Here is a 17,955-nt window from a genome sequence, read left to right as displayed (position 1 = left end):
AAGTGCGATTGCGGTGCCTCGCCGTGGCGGCTCGCCGCGGAATGAAGGAAGAAAAAGCCCGGGACATCTGGCGCGAAGACGCGCTTCGCGCTTTTGCCCGGGCATGACATGTTTTGTGAAGCGGCCGCTCGTGACGCTGTGCAACAGCGCAGAGAGGTCGCGTGGCTCAATCCTTACCGGCCGTTGCCGCGGCAGGCGCCGCCGGGGCCGATGTGATAGCCGCGCGGGCAGGCATGCGCGGCGGGATCCGCGAAGTTCTTCAGGCAGCCGCCATTGGGGCCGCGGTGCCAGCCGGCGCCGCAGCCGCCGGCAATTGCGATGACATCGCCATTGCCCTGCGCGCCGAACGGCGCCAGCGGCATGGCTTGGGCAGAGCCCGCGATCGCGCCGAGCGCGAGCGCCGCGGCAAAAATGGTCCGTATCATGCGTTGTCCTCCTGGATGTCAGTGGGTAGCGGCGAAGGCGATGCCGGCGCGCACTTCGGCGATCGCCTGGTCGATCAGTCCCAACGCCCTTTCGCGATGGCCGCCCTTGTTAGGCTCGGCCTTGGCGAGTTCGGCGCGCGCCGATTGCAGGATTGCGACGGCTTCGTCCATGTGCGGCTGTGCGCCGAGCGCATAGCCGATGCAGAGGCTGCTTGCGATGGCGCCGCCGAGCACGAGGCTGCGGGGTAGAGAGGTTCGCATGTCGTTGTCTCCTCCAGCGGGCGTCGGCTGGGGCCGCCCGGTTGCCCGGACGCGATTCGCGTGTGGCGGGATGTCGCATCCGCGGCCTGAATAGGATGAGGGCGGGCCGCCCGTCTTGGACTATCCGGCGCCGGCCGCGCGCCGGCTTGGACTGACCGGCGCTGCTTGAATCAGGTCGCCGTGCTGGTAGCCTGTGACCGCCGACCTTCAGCGCAGGTTCATCCCCGGTCTGCGAGGCTCGGCCATTTCGCGCGCGTTTTTTTCGAAAAAGTCTTTCCTGGAAGTCCGTATCGATGCCCGTGATCAAGAAGACGCTCTCGACCGACATGCTGCCGCAGGGTCTGTCCGACCGGCAGCGTTTCATCCAGTTCGCTGAACTGTTCGAGCACTTCTCGAACACCGGTGAGCTCGATCCGGCCGCCGACGTGCCGTTTCGCGCGACGATGAATTCGATCCACATCGGCACCACCATGCTGGGCCGCTGCGACGGCAGTTTCATCACGGTGCGTCGGGAAAAGCGCCAGGTGATTGAGACCGGCGACGACCGCTATTGCCTCGCGCGCAACACTGGTGATCGGCCCTCGCAGGTGATCCATCGCGGCCGCGAATTCACAATGCGGCCGGGATCGATGGTATTGTTGAAGCTCGACGAGCCGTTCTTCGCAGCCGACGGCGCCAGCCACAAGCGCTTCACCAACGTGCATCTGCCGGTCACCACGCTGCGGGCGATGGTGCCCGACGTGGACGATCTCGTCGGCCGCGAGCTCGAGCCCGGCGGCGCGCTGTCGCTGGCGATGGATTACAGCGATCTCCTGCTTCGCCATCCCACTGCCGCCGACGAAGCCGGCATGGCGATCGCCGCCCACCTGCTCGATCTCGCCGCGATTGGCCTCGGCGCGCGTAGCGACGTCGCGGCCTCGGCGCGCCGCCGGGGCCTGCGCGCGGTGCGGCTGAAAGCCGTGCTGACGATCCTGGAGGCGCGTTTCCACGAACCGGATTTTTCCGCGCAGAAGCTCGCGGCCGGCGCCGGTCTCTCGGAGCGTTACGTCAATGAGCTCTTGTTCGAAGCCGGCGCCAGCTTCACCACCCGCCTGACCGAATTGCGCTTGCGCAAGGCCGCCGACCTGCTCGCCCATCGCGTAGGCCGCATCAGCGATATCGCGTTCGCCTGCGGCTTCAACGATCTCTCCTATTTCAACCGCTGCTTTCGCCGCCGCTACGGCCTGACGCCGACCGCGGCACGGGGGAAGTGAGGGATTGATGCTGCGTAGGGTGGGTTAGCGGCCTGCCGAAGCTCGAAAAGCGAAGGCTGGGCGCGTAACCCAGCTCTTCTGCCCCCGTGGAGACAGACAGTGGTGGGTTACGCTTCGCTAACCCACCCTACGAAATCTCGACCCTCGGCGGCGGATAACGCCCGGCCAGCATCGACAGCGGCAGGCGTCGCTCGTCCTCCGGCAGCTCCAGCCACGCCAGCACAAGCGGCCGCTTCCAGTCACCGACGCCGAAATCTATCGCCACCCATTTCTGCGGCTCGGGCCCCTCGAGACCCCGGACCCAGACGAAATAGCGGGGGAGGTCGTCGGTGTCCGTCTCCGTCGTGCGTCTCCTGGCCATCACATGCTCGCTACATCGACACGCGTTGCCGATAGGATATAGGCATCGGCTCGGTGAAGTCGAACGCCCCGGCTTTAGAAGCCGAACCGGCCGGTGAACGCGTAGGTCCAAAGATATGAACGAAACCGCGATCGATGGCTGGGGTGACGCCTCGGAGGTGACGGAAAAGCTGATCGGCTCCTGGTCGTTCAACCGACTTATCGAAGGTCAAGCGACGATGCAGGGCATCGCGACCTTCACAGCATTGAACGAGGGAGGCCTGGCGTACCGCGAGCAGGGACATCTGAAGCTCCTGGACGGCACCGAGCTAGAGGCGGAGCGCGAGTACATCTTCAGCAATAGCAACGGGGGATTCGAGGTCTTCTTCAAGGAAAATCCGCGGCGGCTATTCCACTCGATTTCATTGTCTGCATCCTTTGGAGGTGAGCTGAGCGGAAGCGCGGGCCATCTCTGCAATCTCGACAATTATCAGTCGAGCTACACCTTCCTGGCCGACGGTCGCTTTGTCGTGCGTCACGTCGTGTCGGGTCCACGCAAGGACTACACGATGACGACGACATACGCGCGGCTGTCGTGACGCGCGCGGTAGCTTCGCGGCGTCACTGCCAGAGCTCGCAGGTCGCCACGCGATCAGCAGGCGATGATAGGCGTCGTTGGCGACCCGCGACCGGCAAGCCGGGGCCTCGTCAAACGCCTCGACATAGCTCGCGAAGCGGAGCGAACAGCGCCTCATCCCGGATACTATTGCCGCCCAGCTGACGTCTCTGACATGCCGATCCGCAAGGTGGCCTGCGAAGGCGGGCAGGTGATCGCAGCCTCCAGCATGTCGAGGATGTTCTCGATGGTGAAGGGCTGGCCCCACAGACGACTGCTCTTGGTGTTCCGTGACTCCCGCGCGGCTTCCTGCGCAGAGAGAACCGCGTTGGAATAGATCGCCAACATCGAAAGGCGCTGTTCAACGATGGCCGCGGGTCCGGGCAACATCCGCTTCAGATGATTGACGCACTCGACATAGCCGGCGTTCCATCGGTTGCTCAGCGCATCGCGGAGCGCCTTGGGGTCGGATGCCCGGAGGTGTGAGATAAATCGGATATAGCCGCGCCATCGCTCGTGCTCGCCGAGCTCGATGACCGGCATGAACAGGACCAGCATCACCTCGCGAATGCTCGCCGGGCCGCCGCGCTTTTCCATGTCGTCGAGCATTTCGCGCCGTCGGGCGTCGAGCACGGCGGCTCCATCGACCACCATCTGCCGAATCAGCTCTTCCTTTGTTCGGAAGTGATAGTACAGCGCGGCGTTGTTCCGCTGTCCGGCGGCATCGACAATCTGCTGAACCGTCACGGCGTCGATGCCATGGCGCGCGAACAGCATTTGCGCCGCCATCTTGATCTGGTCCCTGGTCTGTTCCGAGGCGGCGCGGGGCGCCGTTTTCATTCTGCTTGACATTCAAACCTGCCCGATCCTAAGTTAAGTGAAATCGCTTAATAAGTCAAGATGAGGAAACCAACTATGCGCGTGCTCGTGGCGGGTGGTGGCATCGGCGGACTGGTGACTGCAATTGCATTGCGTCATCACGGGATCGAGGTGATTGTCCTCGAACAAGCAGAAGCGCTGGGCGAGGTTGGCGCCGGCATCCAGATCGGCAGCAACGCCGCTATCGTGCTCCGCGAACTGGGGCTCGAAACCGCCATGCAGGCTGTCGGCGTCAAACCTGAATCCTACGACTATCGCGATCTGCGCACGGGGCGCCTGCTTTATCAGGTGCCGCTCGGCGATGAGGCGGCCCGCCGCTACGGAGCGCCGATGTACAACGTCCATCGCAGCGATCTCATTCAGTTGCTGTTCGACGCTGTCCCTGCGGAATCGAAGCGGCTGGGCGCCTGTTGCGTCGCGCTCTCGCAGACGGATGACGCGGTCGAAGTCAGATTGCAGACCGGCGAGACGCTGAAGGGCGACGTATTGGTGGGGTGTGACGGCATTCACTCCATCGTGCGACAGTACCTGCGCGGGCAGGAAGAGAAGCATTTTTCCAACATTCTGATGTGGCGCTCGTTGATTCCGGCGCAGCGGCTCGAAGGCCTCGAGCTTCCCGAGCGCGGGAATTATTGGTTTGGGTCCGGCCGTACGCTGATCACCTATTGGGTGAGGCCCCAAAATCTGTACAGCATCCTGGCTTCGGTGCCGGCCGATGAAGTACGCCGCGAATCCTGGACCGAGAGCGGCGACATTGCCGAAATGCTTCGCTCTTTCGAGGATGCCGAGCCGCGGGCGCGCGCCATGCTTGAGCAGTGCAGGACGGCCTTCATCACCGGAATGTACTACCGCGATCCGATCGACAGCTGGAGTTCGGGGCGCGTCACGCTGCTGGGCGACGCGGCACATCCGATGGTGCCGTTCCTGGCGGCGGGAGCCGGACAGAGCATCGAGGATGCCTGGACGCTCTCGCGCGTCTTGTCCCGACGGCAAGACGACGTCCCGGGCGCGCTCCTCGAGTACGAGCGGCGTCGCCTGCCACGCACGACGCGCATCCAGGCTGGAGCCCGTGCGGCCGTAAAGCTCGTGCATGAGACCGACACGGCTCGCCTGCGCAATCGCAATGCGCGCTGGAAAGGCATGGCACGCATCGATCCGCTGGCGGAGACGAGCTGGGGCCTGGCATGGGACTACGATGTCGTGAAGGCGGTGGAGGGGGCGCCGGGCGAGGTCGTCAATGTCACTGGCCTGCGTGAAGGCAAGCGGCTGAAGCGTCCGGAGAGCCAACGCGCCTTCGAGCTCTGGAAATACGCGTTCCGTCCCGAGGACGTGGCGCGTGGTCATGACGGCCTTCGAGAGGCCTATGATCGCTTCCTGACCACGAACTTCCCGTTGCCCGACGGCTTCGAGGCGATCGAGGACGAACTCGGTGACGTCAGGGCGTTCCGCGTCTCAGCAAAGGAAGCTCACTCCGACGGTGTGGTGCTGCACTTCCACGGCGGCGGCTACCTGATCGGTTCGGCCGAGGGGTCGCTCGAATATGCAAGCAGGCTGGCAACAGCTGCCGACGGGGTCTGCTACACCATAGACTACCGGCTTGCGCCTGAGCATCCTTATCCGGCCGCGATCGACGACGCCGTCGTCGCTTATCGTGCATTGCTGGGAAAAGGCGTCCCCGCGGGTTCAATTTTGCTGTCGGGCGAATCCGCCGGTGGCGGCCTTGCGGTCGCGCTGGCGCTTGCGCTGCGCATGGCCGGCGATCCCTTGCCCGCCGGCATCCTTGCGGTCGCGCCATTTGCCGACCTCACCCTATCGGGTGAGAGCGTCCGCGCGTTCAATGGAGATGATCCCGCAGCGAACCGCGATCTCCTGACCTTCATGGGAGCGTCGTATTTCCAGGGCCATGAGCCGACGGATCCTCTGGTGTCGCCACTGTTCGGCGATCTCACCGGCCTACCGCCGCTTTTCGTTACGGCAACGCAAGGCGAGGTGTTGCTCAGCGACGCCATACGCCTGGCCCAACGCGCGGAAAAGGCCGGTGTCGACGTGACGCTGCGTCTGGTAGAGGATTCCGTCCATGTTTACACGATCTTTCCCTTCCTCCCCGAAACGGAGAGCACGATGGGCGAGGTCGCTGATTGGGCGCGGCGGAATCTGCAACGCGGTGCCGCGCACTCGCAAGCCGCGGAATGAGAGACGCAGGACCAGTCATGGCGCCGAGCGGCCATTCGGTCGAATAGCGACGTCGGCAATCCGATCATGATTGCTTCCGCCTAGCGAGGCATTCGAGCGCCGTCAGAATCTGACCATGGTCCATCAAACTGCGGCACTCCACATCAACGAAGGCCAGGGCAACCAGTCCCGTCTGATCGACGACATAAGTCGCAGGGGCGGACCTAATCTCACGTCCCCGTGGGTTACCATTTGTGGCATTAATGTCTGGGCTATTTGGTGCCGACACCTGGAAGGTCAATCCGTAGGACTGGGCCACGTCTCCGTTTTTGTCGGCCAGGATGGGAAAGGGAAAGGACGCCGTGTCTTGCCCAAGGGACGAGGGTCGAACGGTTCGACTGCAATAACGACCAGCGTCGCCCCTAATCGTTCCATATCGCCTTGGAGCGCCGACAAAGAGTTGAATTCGCGAACACAGCTGGCCGTATTCTCATTGCGGCAGAATCGAAGAACAACCGCGCTGCGAAGCAACAGCTCGCTCAGCGCCACGCGACGGCCGTGTTGATCGCGAAGGCGGAAGTCAGGGGCCTTCTTCCCCGCTCGCATGGCGCGCAAGCCAAGACCACGCGTATCGGTGTCATCAGGCGAGCGAGAGCGCCCGGCGGGTAAGCCAGGTGGGTCCGATCCGTCGTTTGACCATATCAATCTGGTCACCATCTATTCTCGGGCAGGTCGAAGCGCCACACCATGGGCGATCTATCGCTCTGACGGCACCCTTCTCGGGGTGATAATGCTCATTCCAAGGGAGAATGGATATGGACCGGCACCTTGCGATGGAGACGTTCGTTCGCGTCGTTGACACGGGATCGTTCTCCGCCGCAGCGAGTCAGATGAGAGTGGGGCAGCCAGCGGTATCCAAAGCGATTGCTCAGCTTGAGGAATGGCTTGGTGTTCGTCTTCTGTTGCGATCGACGCGCAGCCTGACCCCTACCGAAGCGGGGATGAATTTCTATGTCAGGGCAAAACGCTCTATCGAAGAGGCTGAAGAGGCCGTTCTGGCAGCGCGCGGCGCCGGAGCCGCACTGACTGGAAAGCTGCGCATTGCGGCTTCTGTCTGCTTCGGGCGCCTTCACATCATGCGCCAGCTTGATCGTTTTCTGGAGAAAAACCCCGAACTCGAGATCGACATGGTGCTGGATGATCGACCCATCAATCTGGTGGAGGAAGGCATCGATGTTGCCTTCCGCAGTGGCTCGTTGGCGGATTCGACCTTGGTGGCACGAAAGCTTGGTCAGGCGCGCCGGCGGGTCATCGCGACCCCAAACTACTTCGCGAAACACGGAGAACCCAAAAGTCCGGCAGAGCTGATCGCGCATCAGACCGTCATCTACACTCCGGATGGAGGCGGCGTGTCCTGGACGTTCCGTCAAGGATCGGCTGAGACGTCGGTGGCGGTCGGGGGCAGGTTAAAAGTCACCGCAGCGGAGGGATTGCGGGAGGCGGTGTTTGCCCACCTCGGCATTGCCATAACGTCTGAGTGGAACTTCGCTCCCGAACTTGCGTCAGGCATCGTCAAATCCGTTATGGATGAGTGGGAGCTTCCCGGCTTGGAGCTCTGGGCAGTTTATCCGACCGGGCGGATGGCGAGCGCCAAGGCAAGAGAGTTCGCCTCATTTGTCGAGACTTGCATTCCGACCGCACAGAGCGAGTCTCTGAAGAGACCTCTGACCGCGTGAGGTAAGGCGCGCGGGCCATTCATTCTTGGTCAGAATATCTATTAGTCCCCCCTCGTGTCTAATGCCGAGAGGATCCTGCCGCTACCTTGCTTTCGATGATTGAAATCGAACGACGCTGACGATCATCGTCACGCGACGGTGCGATCACGCATGGACGACAGCGCCGTCGGGCTTCCGGCGACCAACAGAGGATCGTAGAATGAGCACGCAAGTTGTTTTGATCACCGGTGGACTCACAGGCATCGGGCGCGCCGCTGCCGTCGCCTTCGCCAAGAAGGGCGCAAAGGTGGTCGTTGCCGGCCGGCGGGATGAGGTCGGCAAGGAGCTGGTCAAGGAGCTTCGTTCTCTCGGCGCCGAGGCTGAGTTCATCAAGGCCGATGTCCGCAAGGAAGATGACGTCCGCGCCATGGTCGACAAGACCGTCGCACGATTTGGTCGTCTCGATGTCGCAGTGAACAATGCCGCTACCGAAGGCCAGGTTGGCCCGATCACGGACCAGACCGCCGAGACCGTTGCCGCGACGTTCGAGACCAACGTTGTCGGCGTGGTCCTGAGCATGAAGCACGAAGTGCGTGTCATGCAGGCCCAGGGGAGCGGGAGCATCATCAACATCTCCTCGACCTATGGGCACGAGGGCGCGGCCTTTGCCTCGATCTATGTCGGCGCCAAGCATGCGGTCGAAGGCATTACCAAATCGGTGGCGCTCGAAGTTGCCAAGTCGGGAATTCGCGTGAATGCGGTCGCGCCTGGTCCGACGGACACCGGCATGCTGACCCGCTTCACCGGCACGACGGAGAACAAGGCGGCTTTGGTGACCCAAGTTCCGCTGGGTCGGCTCGGACTCTCCGAGGAGGTCGCCGACGGTATCGTGTTCATCGGTTCGGACGAAGCCAGGTTCATCACCGGTCACGTTCTCAACGTCGACGGCGGACACAGCGCCAACTGATCCTGTTCGGGCGCGGAGGCTTACTCCGCGCCCAATACGCGCGTGGTCTTCCCGTCTCGCAGCTTCACGGCGCGTCTGGACGTCACCACTTTCAACCGCTTCGTACCCAGGCTTGAGCTGCCGCAAGAAGGGAATCAATGACCCAGCATAACCACCAGACCGCGCCGACGCAGTTTGTCGAAGCCAACGGCATCCGCTTTGCCTATCGCCGCTTTGGCAAAGCAGCCGGCGCGCCGCTCGTCTTCAACCAGCATTTCACCGGCACCATGGACCATTGGGATCCGGCAGTGACCGACGGTCTCGCCAACGACCGCGAAGTGATCCTGTTCAACAACGCCGGTGTATCCAGCTCCTCTGGAGAGGTGCCCACCACGATCGCGAAAATGGGCGCCAATGCGGTGGCGTTCATCAAGGCGCTAACACTGACGAAGGTCGATGTGCTCGGCTTCTCGATCGGCGGCTTTGTCGCGCAGGAAATCGCCGTTCAGGCGCCCGACCTCGTGAGGCGACTGGTCTTGGTCGGCACCGGTCCGCGCGGTGGCGAGGGCATGGCCGCGCTCACGCCAGAGGCGCAGGAAATCTTCGGCGCCACATACGACGAGCCCGATCATCTCTGGCTTCGCGTGCATTTCACGAAGTCCGAGAAGAGTCAGGCTGCGGGCCGCGAGTTCCTCAAGCGCTTCCGGGTACGCGCCGAGCATCGCGATCCCGAGGTCAACGAGAAGGTCGCGCCCGCCCAGCTCGAGGCGATCGGCGAATGGGGCGCGCCGCGGGAGAAGCCGTTCGAATATCTGAAGTCGATTCGTCAGCCGACGCTGGTCGTGAACGGTGGCAAGGACGTGATCATCTACTCCGTGAACTCGTTCATCCTGCAGCAGCACCTGCCGGACGCCCAGCTTGTTCTCTATCCAGACGCCAATCACGGTTCGCAGTACCAATATCCCAAGCAGTTCGTCCAGCACGCTTCCGCATTCTTGTCTGAAGCGGAAGCGCGATAACGCAGCGCTCGTGCCGCTTGTCAAATCTCCCCTCGATCCAAGAGCACCCATGTCAGTTCCAGTGAAAATCGTCGTCGTCTATCACAGCGGATACGGCCACACCGTGAAGATCGCCGAGGCAGTCGCGCGTGGCGCAGCAGCCATCAGTGGCGCGAGCGTGGAACTTGTAACGGCAGAGCAAGCGACCGGCCGATGGGAGCTTCTCGATGGTGCAGACGCCATCATCATGGGAGCTCCCACCTACATGGGGAGCCTGTCGGCACCGTTCAAAGCGTTCATGGATGCGACCTCGCACCTTCAATATGCCGAGAAGCGCTGGGAAGGCAAAATCGCCGCCGGCTTCACCAATGGCGCGTCCCGCGGCGGCGACAAGCAGAACTCGCTGGTTCAGCTGATGACATTCGCGGCCCAACACCAAATGCATTGGGTCAATCTCGGGCTAAACTATGGGAACAATCGCTCCTACACTAACGAGGACATCCTCAACCGCGACAGCTACACGCTCGGGATGGCCGGCCAGGCCGATATGGATCTGAGCGGCGATGTTGCCCCTCCGCTCTCCGATCTTCGGACCGCGGAATTCCTCGGCCGCCGAGTGGCCGAGGTCGCGCAGGAGTTGTCGGCTGGCCGGGCGGCGCTCGGCCGGCCAGCTCACCGCGGCGTTTCGGGTGGTGCCGACAATCAGGATCCGGAAGGCCGGGGCGTGGTGGCTTCCAAACACAATCGAAGCGCGACTGGACTGGTCACCGCCTAAGGTTTCCGCACGATCCGCTTCCATTCAGGAGAGACATCATGACTGACAGGCCGATAAAGATTCCAGGGCTCGATCACCCCATTTCGATCGAGGCGAACCCGTCTCGCGTCGTTGTCAAAGTCGGCGGAAAGATTATCGCCGACACAAGCGATGCATTGACGCTTCGCGAGGCGTCCTACCCGCCCGTTCAGTATATCCCCCGCCGCGATGTCGATATGGCCGCGCTTACGCGCAGCGAACACACCACCTACTGCCCCTACAAGGGCGACGCTTCCTACTACAGCATTCCAGCGGGGAGTGATCGTTCACGCAACGCTGTGTGGACTTATGAGACCCCGTTTGAGGCGATGGCGCAGATCAAGGATTACGTCGCGTTCTACTCGGACCGGGTTGACGAGATCAGGCTGGCGTAGGGGAGACAGCACGGATGCCAACGACAAAACGTACCGCACTTGTCACAGGCGCCTCCGGCCTGGCCGGCGGCTACATGCTGGCTCACCTGCTTGAGCAGGGTGGCTGGGATGTCGTTGCGGCGTCGCGGCGCAAGCCGCAGATACCCGGTGACTACAGGCACATTGCCGTGGATCTTGTCGATCCGGCTGACTGCCAGGCCAAGCTCGGTCCGCTCACCAACATCTCGCACCTGTTCTATCTGGCCATCACGGAGCGGGCGGATCCCGGCGAGACGATGTCGGCGAACGCCAACATGTTCTTCAACCTCGTCAAGACCGTCGACGCCGCGTCACCTGTGCTCGAGCACGTTCATCTGTCCCAGGGCACCAGGTGGTATGGAAATCACCTCGGTCCCTATAAGACTCCGACCAAAGAAGACGATCCGCGGCACATGCCGCCGAATTTCTATTACGATCAGCAGGACTTTCTCGAAGAATTCCAGAAAGGAAAGCTCTGGACATGGTCGGTCGGGCGTCCGCACGCGGTCTGCGGATTCTCCACGGGAGGACCGATGAACCTGACGCTGGCGATCGCAGTCTATGCGAACGTCTGCAAGGCGTTGGGGCTGCCTCTCAGCTTTCCGGGTAAGCCGGGAGCCTATACCGCACTTTACCAATGTACGGACGCCGCTCTTCTGGCAAAGGCCGTCGCGTGGATGGCGACCGATCCGAAATGCGCCAACCAGGCGTTTAACATCACCAACAGTGATCTCATCAGATGGCAGAATTTGTGGCCCAGATTCGCCAGTTTCTTCGAGATGGAGCTGGCGCCGCCGCGACACATCAACCTCGTACGGTCCATGGCGGACAAGGGGCCGATCTGGGACAAAATTGTCGAGAAGAACGGATTGCAGAAATTCCGCTTCGAAGAGATCGCGGCCTGGGGTTACCCGGACGGCGTATTCGCCTCCGATTACGATATCGTCTCCGATACCAGCAAGGCCCGTCGTTTCGGATTCCACGACCTGGTGGACACCGAGGACATGTTCTTTCGGATGTTTTCAGACTTTCGGCGTGAGCGGATCATTCCGTGACCCGTCGAACCGAGCGGCCAGCCCTTTACGGAATGCTTCCGCTTCCACGCGCGATCAGGTCGTCCACTTTGGAGAGAAACATCTTGAGAAGTGAGGACGTGTTTGCCCTGTTATAGCCGATCACAAGATCGATCATCGGTGCTTCGCCTTGCAAAGGGCGACTGACGACCGATGGCGGAAGAAGATTTCGGGCATAGAGGGGTAACAAGGCCAGGCCGCGGGTGGATACGATCATTGAGATCGCCATCGAAATATTATCGACTTCCTGGTCAGGCGTGAGATCGATTCCGGTGCGCGCCGCATAATCGTCGATGACAGCCCTGAGAGCAGGTGATGTCGTCTTGGGAACGCTGATGAAGGTTTCGTGCGGGATGTCTTGCGGGCGAATGGTATCGTGCGTGGCGAGGCGATGATCGCTCGGCAGCAGGACGACGAGGGGCTCTTTGGCCAGAAACTTGAATGCCAGGCCCGGCATCTGGTCTTCCCGCCGGAGAAACGCCACATCGAGTTTGCCCTGAAGCAGCCCCCTTGCAAGGTCGGGCGATAGCTGACTGTGCACGATCACTTCAATGTTGGATTGATCGTCGCGGAGAATCCTCAGCGCTTCGGGAAGCCACGTCACCTCGTGTCCGGTCAGAAATCCAAGAACGAAAGACGGCTTGGCGATCTGGGCCGCCCGCCGCGCCGCTTCGCCGGCCACCTCGACCTGCGCCAGCGCCAGGCGTGCGTGATCGAGAAAGGCGCGGCCTGCCGGGGTCAGTTCGATTCCACGCGGATTGCGTATCAGTAATTGGGCGCCGACCTCCAACTCGAGATCGCGGATCTGCCGGCTCAGGGACGGCTGGGCAGTGTGAAGCCGCCGCTCGGCCGCCAGCGTGAGGCTTCCTTCCTCAGCCACTGCAATGAAATAGCGCAGATGACGCAGCTCCATGCTCTATCCATACTTTTAGAGTATGGCGTGGACTCTACAAAGTCTTTCTCCTTTCCGCCATGGCCACCTAAATCACTTGTAACAAAGCTTTGCGGGAACGCGGCGCCCGCCTTGACCCTAGGGGTCACCTGCCAAGCAAGGCTTTCCAGCAATACTGCCCGATCTTACAGGAGAAGCTTCATGACCACCTCCGTTGTCCTGATCACCGGCGCCTTGGCCGGTATTGGCCGTGCCACCGCCCTGGCCTTCGCGCAGGAGGGGGCTCGGATCGTCGTCTCCGGCCGCCGTGATGAGGCGGGACATGCCTTGACCCAGGAGCTCCGCAGCCTCGGCGTCGAAGCCGAATTCATTCGCACTGACGTTCGCCACGAAGACGAAGTCCGCAACTTGATCGACAAGACCGTGGCACGGTTCGGCCGACTCGATGTAGCCGTCAACAACGCTGGCACCGAAGGCAAGCCCGGTCCGGTGACGGAACAGACCGCCGAAAGCTACGCGGCCACTTTCGACACCAACGTGCTCGGTGTGCTGTTCAGCATGAAGCATGAGATGCGCGTGATGCAGGCGCAGGGCAGCGGCAGTATCGTGAACCTCTCGTCGACCATGGGACATCGAGGCGCGCCGGGTGCATCGCTCTACACCGCCAGCAAGCACGCGGTCGAAGGTCTGACCAAATCCGCAGCGCTCGAAGGTGCGGCATCAGGCATTCGCGTCAATGCGGTCGCGCCCGGGCCCGTTGAGACGGGAATGCTGGACCGGTTCACCGGCACGCCCGAGAGAAAGGCCGGACTGATCGCGGGAGTGCCTCTCAAGCGTGTCGGCACCCCTACGGAGATCGCCGATGCCATCGTGTTCGTCGCTTCCGCCAAGGCGTCGTTCATCACCGGCCAGATCATCGCCGTGAATGGCGGCAAAACCGCTTCGTAAACTTCCAGACGCTTTGTGGAATTCGCGAGGACGACAGCGATGACCAAGGTAGCGCCTGCGTCCGTTCGCCGTAGCATGGCGGACCGGACTCAGCCTTCGATGGGAGGGCGGTTCGTCCTCGGGCGTCGGGCGAGCCTGTTGGTGTCGGCGGGCGTGGTCGGTCATACGCTTTGGACAAGTGCGGCGCCGGCACTGACCTACGGGCTTTATGCCGAGGAGTGGCATCTCACCCATACGATGACGGCGGGCATCTTCGCCATCTATCCGATGACCGTCGTCGTCATGCTGGTCGGCTTCGGCGGCATTTCCGACCAGATTGGCCGCCGTGTCACGATGCTGGCGGGCCTCTTTGCCTCACTCGTCGGTGCGCTATTGTTTGCGGTCGCACCTAGCGTGTGGTGGGTGTTTGCAGGGCGCGCGCTGATGGGCATCGGCGTCGGCCTGGCGGCGAGCCCGTCGACCGCCGCGATTCTGGAGTTCACAAGCCCGGAGCATGCGAAGAGCGCCGCCTCGCTTACGATGGGGGCGCAGGCCATCGGATTCGTTGCGGCTTTACTGCTCGGCGGCGCGTTGACGGAATACGGGCCATGGCCGACGCGCCTTTGCTTCTGGGTACTGGCCCTTTTTCTCATCGTCCTTCTGATCGGGACGTGGTTCCTGCCTCGTCATACACCCGGCGATGCGGGCGGTGACCGGCGCTCGCGAATGCCATCGGTTCCGAAGCATGTACGTCGGGCTTTTGCGGTGTCATCGACCGCCATGGTCGCGGCCTATACATTCGGCGTCCTGATCCTCTCGCTCGGCGGCCAGGTCGCGCATGATCTCATCGGCTCGCCCAACGCCTTTCTCAACAGCGCCGTTCTTTCGTTGTTTCCCATCGTGATGGGCGCGATTGGGATCATCGCCCGGCCGTTCTCGCCGCGGGCGGCGCTAATCGTCGGTGCGCTGGTCTCGTGTTCGGGCATGGTGCTGCTCGTCCTCGCGGTCAGCTTGCGCGATCTGGTTATCTATCTGCTGGCGACCGCCGCCGCCGGAGGGGCCTACAGCCTGTTATTTGTCGGCGGCCTGCAAGTGATCAGCGCGGTGGCTCCCGAGCGTAACCGCGGCGGCATACTCTCCGCCCTCTATCTCCTGGGTTATCTGTCGATGGGTGCGCTGGCCCTCGTTCTGGGCGCTATTGCGACGGCGAGGGGACTCAGTCTCGCCGTCGATATCGGTGCGGCTGCGATCATCCTGATGAACGTCGCCACGCTTGTGCTCGCAACGGCGACGCCCACCATATCGCCTTCTGCCACCCGACCTGCATCCACGTGATGACCACGCGAACGATCGTGCGTCGGTCGGCTATGACGGACCTGATGTCCTGTCGGGCAGGAGGAGAAGCAGCCCGACGACTGCGAGCAGCATCAGCACGTTGCAAAGGGCGACCGCACCAAACGCCTGGACATAGGATGCCGTCTGGTTGAGGCCTCTCGATCCGGCACCAGACAGCGTCAGAAAGAAAGGAACCTCCAGTGCCGCTACCCCCAATGCATTGCCGCCGCGCTGCATCGTCGTCAGGACCCCGGATGCGGATCCGACGTGGCGGTCGTGGATGCCGCTCATCACCACGTTCAGGATGGGCGTCATGAAAAGGCCCATACCGATGCCAACGAGCAACAGGGACGGAAGGAGCCATGCGGCCGGAAGCGGATCGATCGTCCTGCACAGGACCAGCGCCAAAAGCATGCCGGTCAAGTCCACGAGGACGCCTGCCATCATGATGCGGCGCACCCCGAACGACACAAGCCGACTTGCAATCGGCGAAACGATTCCGAACGCACCACCAAGCATTGCCAGGCTCGCTGCTGTGGCCAGTGGCGAGTACCCATAGCCGATCTGCATGAGCAACACATAGGAGAAGCTGAAGGGTGTCGTGGATGCCCAAAAGATAAGGATCAGAAGCGCGCCGACATTGAACGCGCGGTCGCCAAACAGATCGGTCTCGAGCAGCGGAGAGAGACCGTGCCGCGACTTCCAGCGTTGGTGGAGGTAGAACCCGACGAAGGCGACCGGGGACGCGACCAGCATCGCGGTTGGCCACCCGGCCCAGCCGCGCTCCGGGCCCTCGACCAGCGGCAGCATCAGCAGCAGCATGGCGAGTGTGCTCAGCGCGACACCCGCAAGGTCAAGCCGCTTGTGCTCACCAGAACGGACGTCGGCCAGCACGAGCGGTGTCAGGAGCATTGCAGCGATCCCAATTGGGAGGTTCACCAGAAAGATCATGCGCCAGCCAAGGCCGAACAAGTCGGCTTGGACGAGGAATCCCCCAAGGATAAGCCCGGCGATGTTGGCAAGGCCGATCGCCACGCCCATTGCGCCGAACGCTGCCGTGCGCTCGCCGCCATCGGCAAAGGACATTCGCACCAAGGCAAATACCTGGGGCGCGAGCATCGCCGCCGAGGCGCCCTGTAGCAGCCTGGCGGCAATCAGAACCTCAATGTTCGGCGCAACCCCGCAGGCGAACGACGTCAGCGTGAACGCTGCAAAGGCCACCATGAAAACACGACGCTGACCCCAGATGTCGCCAAGTCGTCCCCCGGTGATCATGCCTGCTGAGAAGGCCAGTGCGTAGCTTGCTACCGTGAGCTCGGCCTCGCCGAAGCTCGCGTGCAGCGAGCTTCTGATTGCCGGAATCGCAATGTTGACGATCGAATTGTCCATGACCGTCACGAAAATGCCCGAGAGGACGACGGCGAGCGCAACCCAGCGGCGGGCGCCGATGCCCGCGCTGGCGACCTCTGCGCTCGGCTCGTGGTCGCTCAAAGGGTAACGACGATCTTGCCGAATTGGCCGCTATTCTCCAGATAGCGGTGCACTTCCACCATATCGTCGAACTTGAAGATATGATCGATGATCGGCTTGAGAGCGCCGCTCGCAAGACCCTTGGTAACGTACTCCACCGCGGCCTTCCGGCGCGCCGCGTCGCCCGTGACCAGCCGGATACTGTACCCTTTGACGATCGTCATCTTGCGGATCATCTCCAGCACCGGGATCGGCGTGTCATCCTCGCTCAGTGCGCCGTAGATGTAGGCGATGCCCTGGTTCGTCAGCGCGGCGATCAGCTTGGGAAAGTCTGCACCGCCTACGGGATCGAAGGCGACGCGTGCGCCATGACCGTTGGTGATGCGCATCACCTCGGCGACCATATCCTGCTCCTGGGTCGCAACGACATGGGCTGCGCCGGCCTCGTGCAGCCGTTTTCTCTTGTCCGACGTGCGGGTCAGCGCGATCGGAGTCGCACCGGCATGGTTGGCAATTTGAATCGCCGCCAGGCCGACGCAGCTCGAAGCTGCGGGAATGATGACGAATTCACCGGCTTTGACGTCGGCGTCGAAGACGAGCGCGCCGTAGGCCGTTATGAACATCATCCAAACCGACGCCGCTTCAGCGAATGACAGCGATTTCGGATGCTTCACGACAGCATGATCGGGCGCAAGAATGATCTCTCCGTAGGTGAAGTACTTGTTTAGGGAGAATGCGGGGATCGTGCTGACTGTGTCGCCCACTGCAAAATCGGTGACGTCCTTGCCCACGGCGTCGACAAGGCCGGCGCAATCATATCCGAGACCAGCCGGGAATATCGGTGACTCGACATATCTATCGTTGCGCCACATTGAATCGGCGCGGTTGATGCCGATTGCTTTCACCTCGATGCGAACCTCGTGCGGGCCGGGATCGGGCACATCCGTCTCGATGAATTCGAGGACCTCCGGTCCTCCGGCCTGTGCGAATTTGATCGTGCGGGACATGATGCTTCCGTCAAGTGGGGTTGGGGCATGGTATTCGGCACGTGCGCGAAACGGCAGTCTGCGCAGAGCCGGTTACGAGCGCGCGCGTCTAGAGAAGGTGTCCGGAAAGCTGGAGGATCTGTTCCGTTCCGGTCAGGAGGCACACGAAGCCCTTGCTGGCTTTGAGCCGGATCGGCTGCACCGCCTGATATGCCTCGGAGTGATAGAAGTTCTTCACGGCCTCGGGGCTATCGAATTCGACGATTACCCGGTGGCGGTGCTGAACGAGGCCATCCAGCGGTTGCGCGTCTTCGCCGCGCACGAGAATCCTGCCGCCGTGTGCTGCGATGATATCCGGAACGCTCGTGCGATAGGCCTCATAAGCCGCCGGATCAGTGATCTCGATTTCGACAAAGAAGTATCCTTTGGGCATGACCTATCTCCTATTGGCCTGCAGTCAGC

Annotated in this window: 20 protein-coding genes; 11 read left to right on the top strand and 9 right to left on the bottom strand. The window is 62.2% G+C overall.

Annotated features, from left to right (window positions below):
- Positions 1-173: 173 nt before the first annotated feature.
- On the bottom strand, positions 174-425 hold the full coding sequence (locus UB31_RS03340; protein ID WP_050031594.1) for a GCG_CRPN prefix-to-repeats domain-containing protein: 252 nt from the start codon (positions 423-425) through the stop codon (positions 174-176).
- 18 nt (positions 426-443) lie between these two features.
- Positions 444-686 (bottom strand): hypothetical protein, encoded by a 243-nt coding sequence (locus UB31_RS03335; RefSeq protein WP_045002416.1) that lies wholly within the window; start codon positions 684-686, stop codon positions 444-446.
- Positions 687-979: 293 nt separating this feature from the next.
- Here UB31_RS03335 and UB31_RS03330 point away from each other — a divergent pair, with 293 nt between their 5' ends.
- Complete coding sequence (locus UB31_RS03330) at positions 980-1,939, top strand: helix-turn-helix transcriptional regulator (protein ID WP_045009800.1); 960 nt, start codon at positions 980-982, stop codon at positions 1,937-1,939.
- A gap of 127 nt (positions 1,940-2,066) precedes the next feature.
- On the opposite strand, the gene UB31_RS03325 is transcribed toward UB31_RS03330, so the two are convergent.
- Positions 2,067-2,300: a hypothetical protein gene (locus UB31_RS03325; RefSeq protein WP_045009799.1), complete on the bottom strand. Its 234-nt coding sequence runs from the start codon at positions 2,298-2,300 to the stop codon at positions 2,067-2,069.
- A 115-nt stretch (positions 2,301-2,415) separates the two neighbouring features.
- Here UB31_RS03325 and UB31_RS03320 point away from each other — a divergent pair, with 115 nt between their 5' ends.
- Positions 2,416-2,877 (top strand): DUF6314 family protein, encoded by a 462-nt coding sequence (locus tag UB31_RS03320; RefSeq protein WP_045009798.1) that lies wholly within the window; start codon positions 2,416-2,418, stop codon positions 2,875-2,877.
- Positions 2,878-3,041: 164 nt separating this feature from the next.
- Here UB31_RS03320 and UB31_RS03315 read toward each other — a convergent pair whose 3' ends face one another.
- Positions 3,042-3,683, bottom strand: coding sequence for a TetR/AcrR family transcriptional regulator (locus UB31_RS03315; protein WP_245305940.1), 642 nt, complete (start codon positions 3,681-3,683; stop codon positions 3,042-3,044).
- A gap of 126 nt (positions 3,684-3,809) precedes the next feature.
- Between UB31_RS03315 and UB31_RS03310 the strand changes: the two genes are divergently transcribed.
- Complete coding sequence (locus UB31_RS03310) at positions 3,810-5,966, top strand: alpha/beta hydrolase fold domain-containing protein (RefSeq protein ID WP_045009797.1); 2,157 nt, start codon at positions 3,810-3,812, stop codon at positions 5,964-5,966.
- Positions 5,967-6,242: 276 nt separating this feature from the next.
- Here UB31_RS03310 and UB31_RS42995 read toward each other — a convergent pair whose 3' ends face one another.
- Complete coding sequence (locus UB31_RS42995; RefSeq protein WP_502691245.1) at positions 6,243-6,551, bottom strand: redoxin domain-containing protein; 309 nt, start codon at positions 6,549-6,551, stop codon at positions 6,243-6,245.
- Between the two features lie 209 nt (positions 6,552-6,760).
- On the opposite strand from UB31_RS42995, the gene UB31_RS03305 reads away from it, so the two are divergent.
- The 6 genes from UB31_RS03305 (at position 6,761) to UB31_RS03280 (ending at position 11,865) form a co-directional block, all read left to right on the top strand.
- Positions 6,761-7,681 (top strand): LysR family transcriptional regulator, encoded by a 921-nt coding sequence (locus tag UB31_RS03305; RefSeq protein WP_045002422.1) that lies wholly within the window; start codon positions 6,761-6,763, stop codon positions 7,679-7,681.
- Between the two features lie 199 nt (positions 7,682-7,880).
- Positions 7,881-8,627 carry an SDR family NAD(P)-dependent oxidoreductase gene (locus UB31_RS03300; RefSeq protein ID WP_045002423.1) on the top strand — a complete coding sequence of 249 codons (747 nt, stop codon included), beginning with the start codon at positions 7,881-7,883 and terminating at the stop codon, positions 8,625-8,627.
- Positions 8,628-8,764: 137 nt separating this feature from the next.
- Positions 8,765-9,625, top strand: coding sequence for an alpha/beta fold hydrolase (locus tag UB31_RS03295; protein ID WP_045009796.1), 861 nt, complete (start codon positions 8,765-8,767; stop codon positions 9,623-9,625).
- Positions 9,626-9,674: 49 nt separating this feature from the next.
- Positions 9,675-10,379 (top strand): flavodoxin family protein, encoded by a 705-nt coding sequence (locus UB31_RS03290; protein ID WP_082078389.1) that lies wholly within the window; start codon positions 9,675-9,677, stop codon positions 10,377-10,379.
- 38 nt (positions 10,380-10,417) lie between these two features.
- The gene (locus UB31_RS03285) at positions 10,418-10,792 is read left to right on the top strand and encodes a DUF427 domain-containing protein (protein WP_045009795.1); all 375 of its coding nucleotides are present in this window, start codon (positions 10,418-10,420) and stop codon (positions 10,790-10,792) included.
- A 14-nt stretch (positions 10,793-10,806) separates the two neighbouring features.
- A complete protein-coding gene (locus UB31_RS03280; protein WP_045009794.1) occupies positions 10,807-11,865 on the top strand; it encodes an SDR family oxidoreductase in 1,059 nt (352 codons plus the stop codon).
- Positions 11,866-11,890: 25 nt separating this feature from the next.
- Here the strand turns inward: UB31_RS03280 and UB31_RS03275 are convergent, their stop codons facing one another.
- A complete protein-coding gene (locus UB31_RS03275) occupies positions 11,891-12,796 on the bottom strand; it encodes a LysR family transcriptional regulator (RefSeq protein WP_045009793.1) in 906 nt (301 codons plus the stop codon).
- A 180-nt stretch (positions 12,797-12,976) separates the two neighbouring features.
- Between UB31_RS03275 and UB31_RS03270 the strand changes: the two genes are divergently transcribed.
- Both UB31_RS03270 and UB31_RS03265 read left to right on the top strand, forming a co-directional pair.
- Positions 12,977-13,723 carry an SDR family NAD(P)-dependent oxidoreductase gene (locus tag UB31_RS03270; protein ID WP_045009792.1) on the top strand — a complete coding sequence of 249 codons (747 nt, stop codon included), beginning with the start codon at positions 12,977-12,979 and terminating at the stop codon, positions 13,721-13,723.
- A 39-nt stretch (positions 13,724-13,762) separates the two neighbouring features.
- A complete protein-coding gene (locus tag UB31_RS03265) occupies positions 13,763-15,037 on the top strand; it encodes an MFS transporter (RefSeq protein WP_082078388.1) in 1,275 nt (424 codons plus the stop codon).
- A gap of 30 nt (positions 15,038-15,067) precedes the next feature.
- On the opposite strand, the gene UB31_RS03260 is transcribed toward UB31_RS03265, so the two are convergent.
- The 3 genes from UB31_RS03260 to UB31_RS03250 all read right to left on the bottom strand — a co-directional run bounded on the left by UB31_RS03260 (position 15,068) and on the right by UB31_RS03250 (position 17,926).
- Positions 15,068-16,528: an MFS transporter gene (locus UB31_RS03260; RefSeq protein WP_045009790.1), complete on the bottom strand. Its 1,461-nt coding sequence runs from the start codon at positions 16,526-16,528 to the stop codon at positions 15,068-15,070.
- Complete coding sequence (locus UB31_RS03255; protein ID WP_045009789.1) at positions 16,525-17,514, bottom strand: zinc-dependent alcohol dehydrogenase family protein; 990 nt, start codon at positions 17,512-17,514, stop codon at positions 16,525-16,527. Before UB31_RS03255 ends, UB31_RS03260 begins: the two co-directional genes overlap by 4 nt.
- 88 nt (positions 17,515-17,602) lie before the next feature.
- Positions 17,603-17,926 carry a DUF1330 domain-containing protein gene (locus UB31_RS03250; protein ID WP_045009788.1) on the bottom strand — a complete coding sequence of 108 codons (324 nt, stop codon included), beginning with the start codon at positions 17,924-17,926 and terminating at the stop codon, positions 17,603-17,605.
- Between the last annotated feature and the right edge of the window lie 29 nt (positions 17,927-17,955).

This window comes from Bradyrhizobium sp. LTSP849, assembly GCF_000938255.1.
Lineage (GTDB): Bacteria > Pseudomonadota > Alphaproteobacteria > Rhizobiales > Xanthobacteraceae > Bradyrhizobium.
Note: the sequence above shows the minus strand (reverse complement) of the source record. Positions and strands in the feature narration are given on the sequence as shown.

Bases quoted from the DNA above. Each gene is read 5' to 3' on its own strand.
- UB31_RS03270 (WP_045009792.1), top strand. From the start codon at position 12,977: ATGACCACCTCCGTTGTCCTGATCACCGGCGCCTTGGCCGGTATTGGC.
- UB31_RS03295 (WP_045009796.1), top strand. From the start codon at position 8,765: ATGACCCAGCATAACCACCAGACCGCGCCGACGCAGTTTGTCGAAGCC.
- UB31_RS03330 (WP_045009800.1), top strand. From the start codon at position 980: ATGCCCGTGATCAAGAAGACGCTCTCGACCGACATGCTGCCGCAGGGT.
- UB31_RS03290 (WP_082078389.1), top strand. From the start codon at position 9,675: ATGTCAGTTCCAGTGAAAATCGTCGTCGTCTATCACAGCGGATACGGC.
- UB31_RS42995 (WP_502691245.1), bottom strand. From the start codon at position 6,551: ATGCGAGCGGGGAAGAAGGCCCCTGACTTCCGCCTTCGCGATCAACAC.
- UB31_RS03335 (WP_045002416.1), bottom strand. From the start codon at position 686: ATGCGAACCTCTCTACCCCGCAGCCTCGTGCTCGGCGGCGCCATCGCA.
- UB31_RS03255 (WP_045009789.1), bottom strand. From the start codon at position 17,514: ATGTCCCGCACGATCAAATTCGCACAGGCCGGAGGACCGGAGGTCCTC.
- UB31_RS03310 (WP_045009797.1), top strand. From the start codon at position 3,810: ATGCGCGTGCTCGTGGCGGGTGGTGGCATCGGCGGACTGGTGACTGCA.
- UB31_RS03285 (WP_045009795.1), top strand. From the start codon at position 10,418: ATGACTGACAGGCCGATAAAGATTCCAGGGCTCGATCACCCCATTTCG.
- UB31_RS03325 (WP_045009799.1), bottom strand. From the start codon at position 2,300: ATGGCCAGGAGACGCACGACGGAGACGGACACCGACGACCTCCCCCGC.
- UB31_RS03265 (WP_082078388.1), top strand. From the start codon at position 13,763: ATGACCAAGGTAGCGCCTGCGTCCGTTCGCCGTAGCATGGCGGACCGG.
- UB31_RS03250 (WP_045009788.1), bottom strand. From the start codon at position 17,926: ATGCCCAAAGGATACTTCTTTGTCGAAATCGAGATCACTGATCCGGCG.
- UB31_RS03305 (WP_045002422.1), top strand. From the start codon at position 6,761: ATGGACCGGCACCTTGCGATGGAGACGTTCGTTCGCGTCGTTGACACG.
- UB31_RS03280 (WP_045009794.1), top strand. From the start codon at position 10,807: ATGCCAACGACAAAACGTACCGCACTTGTCACAGGCGCCTCCGGCCTG.
- UB31_RS03340 (WP_050031594.1), bottom strand. From the start codon at position 425: ATGATACGGACCATTTTTGCCGCGGCGCTCGCGCTCGGCGCGATCGCG.
- UB31_RS03300 (WP_045002423.1), top strand. From the start codon at position 7,881: ATGAGCACGCAAGTTGTTTTGATCACCGGTGGACTCACAGGCATCGGG.
- UB31_RS03275 (WP_045009793.1), bottom strand. From the start codon at position 12,796: ATGGAGCTGCGTCATCTGCGCTATTTCATTGCAGTGGCTGAGGAAGGA.
- UB31_RS03320 (WP_045009798.1), top strand. From the start codon at position 2,416: ATGAACGAAACCGCGATCGATGGCTGGGGTGACGCCTCGGAGGTGACG.
- UB31_RS03315 (WP_245305940.1), bottom strand. From the start codon at position 3,683: ATGGCGGCGCAAATGCTGTTCGCGCGCCATGGCATCGACGCCGTGACG.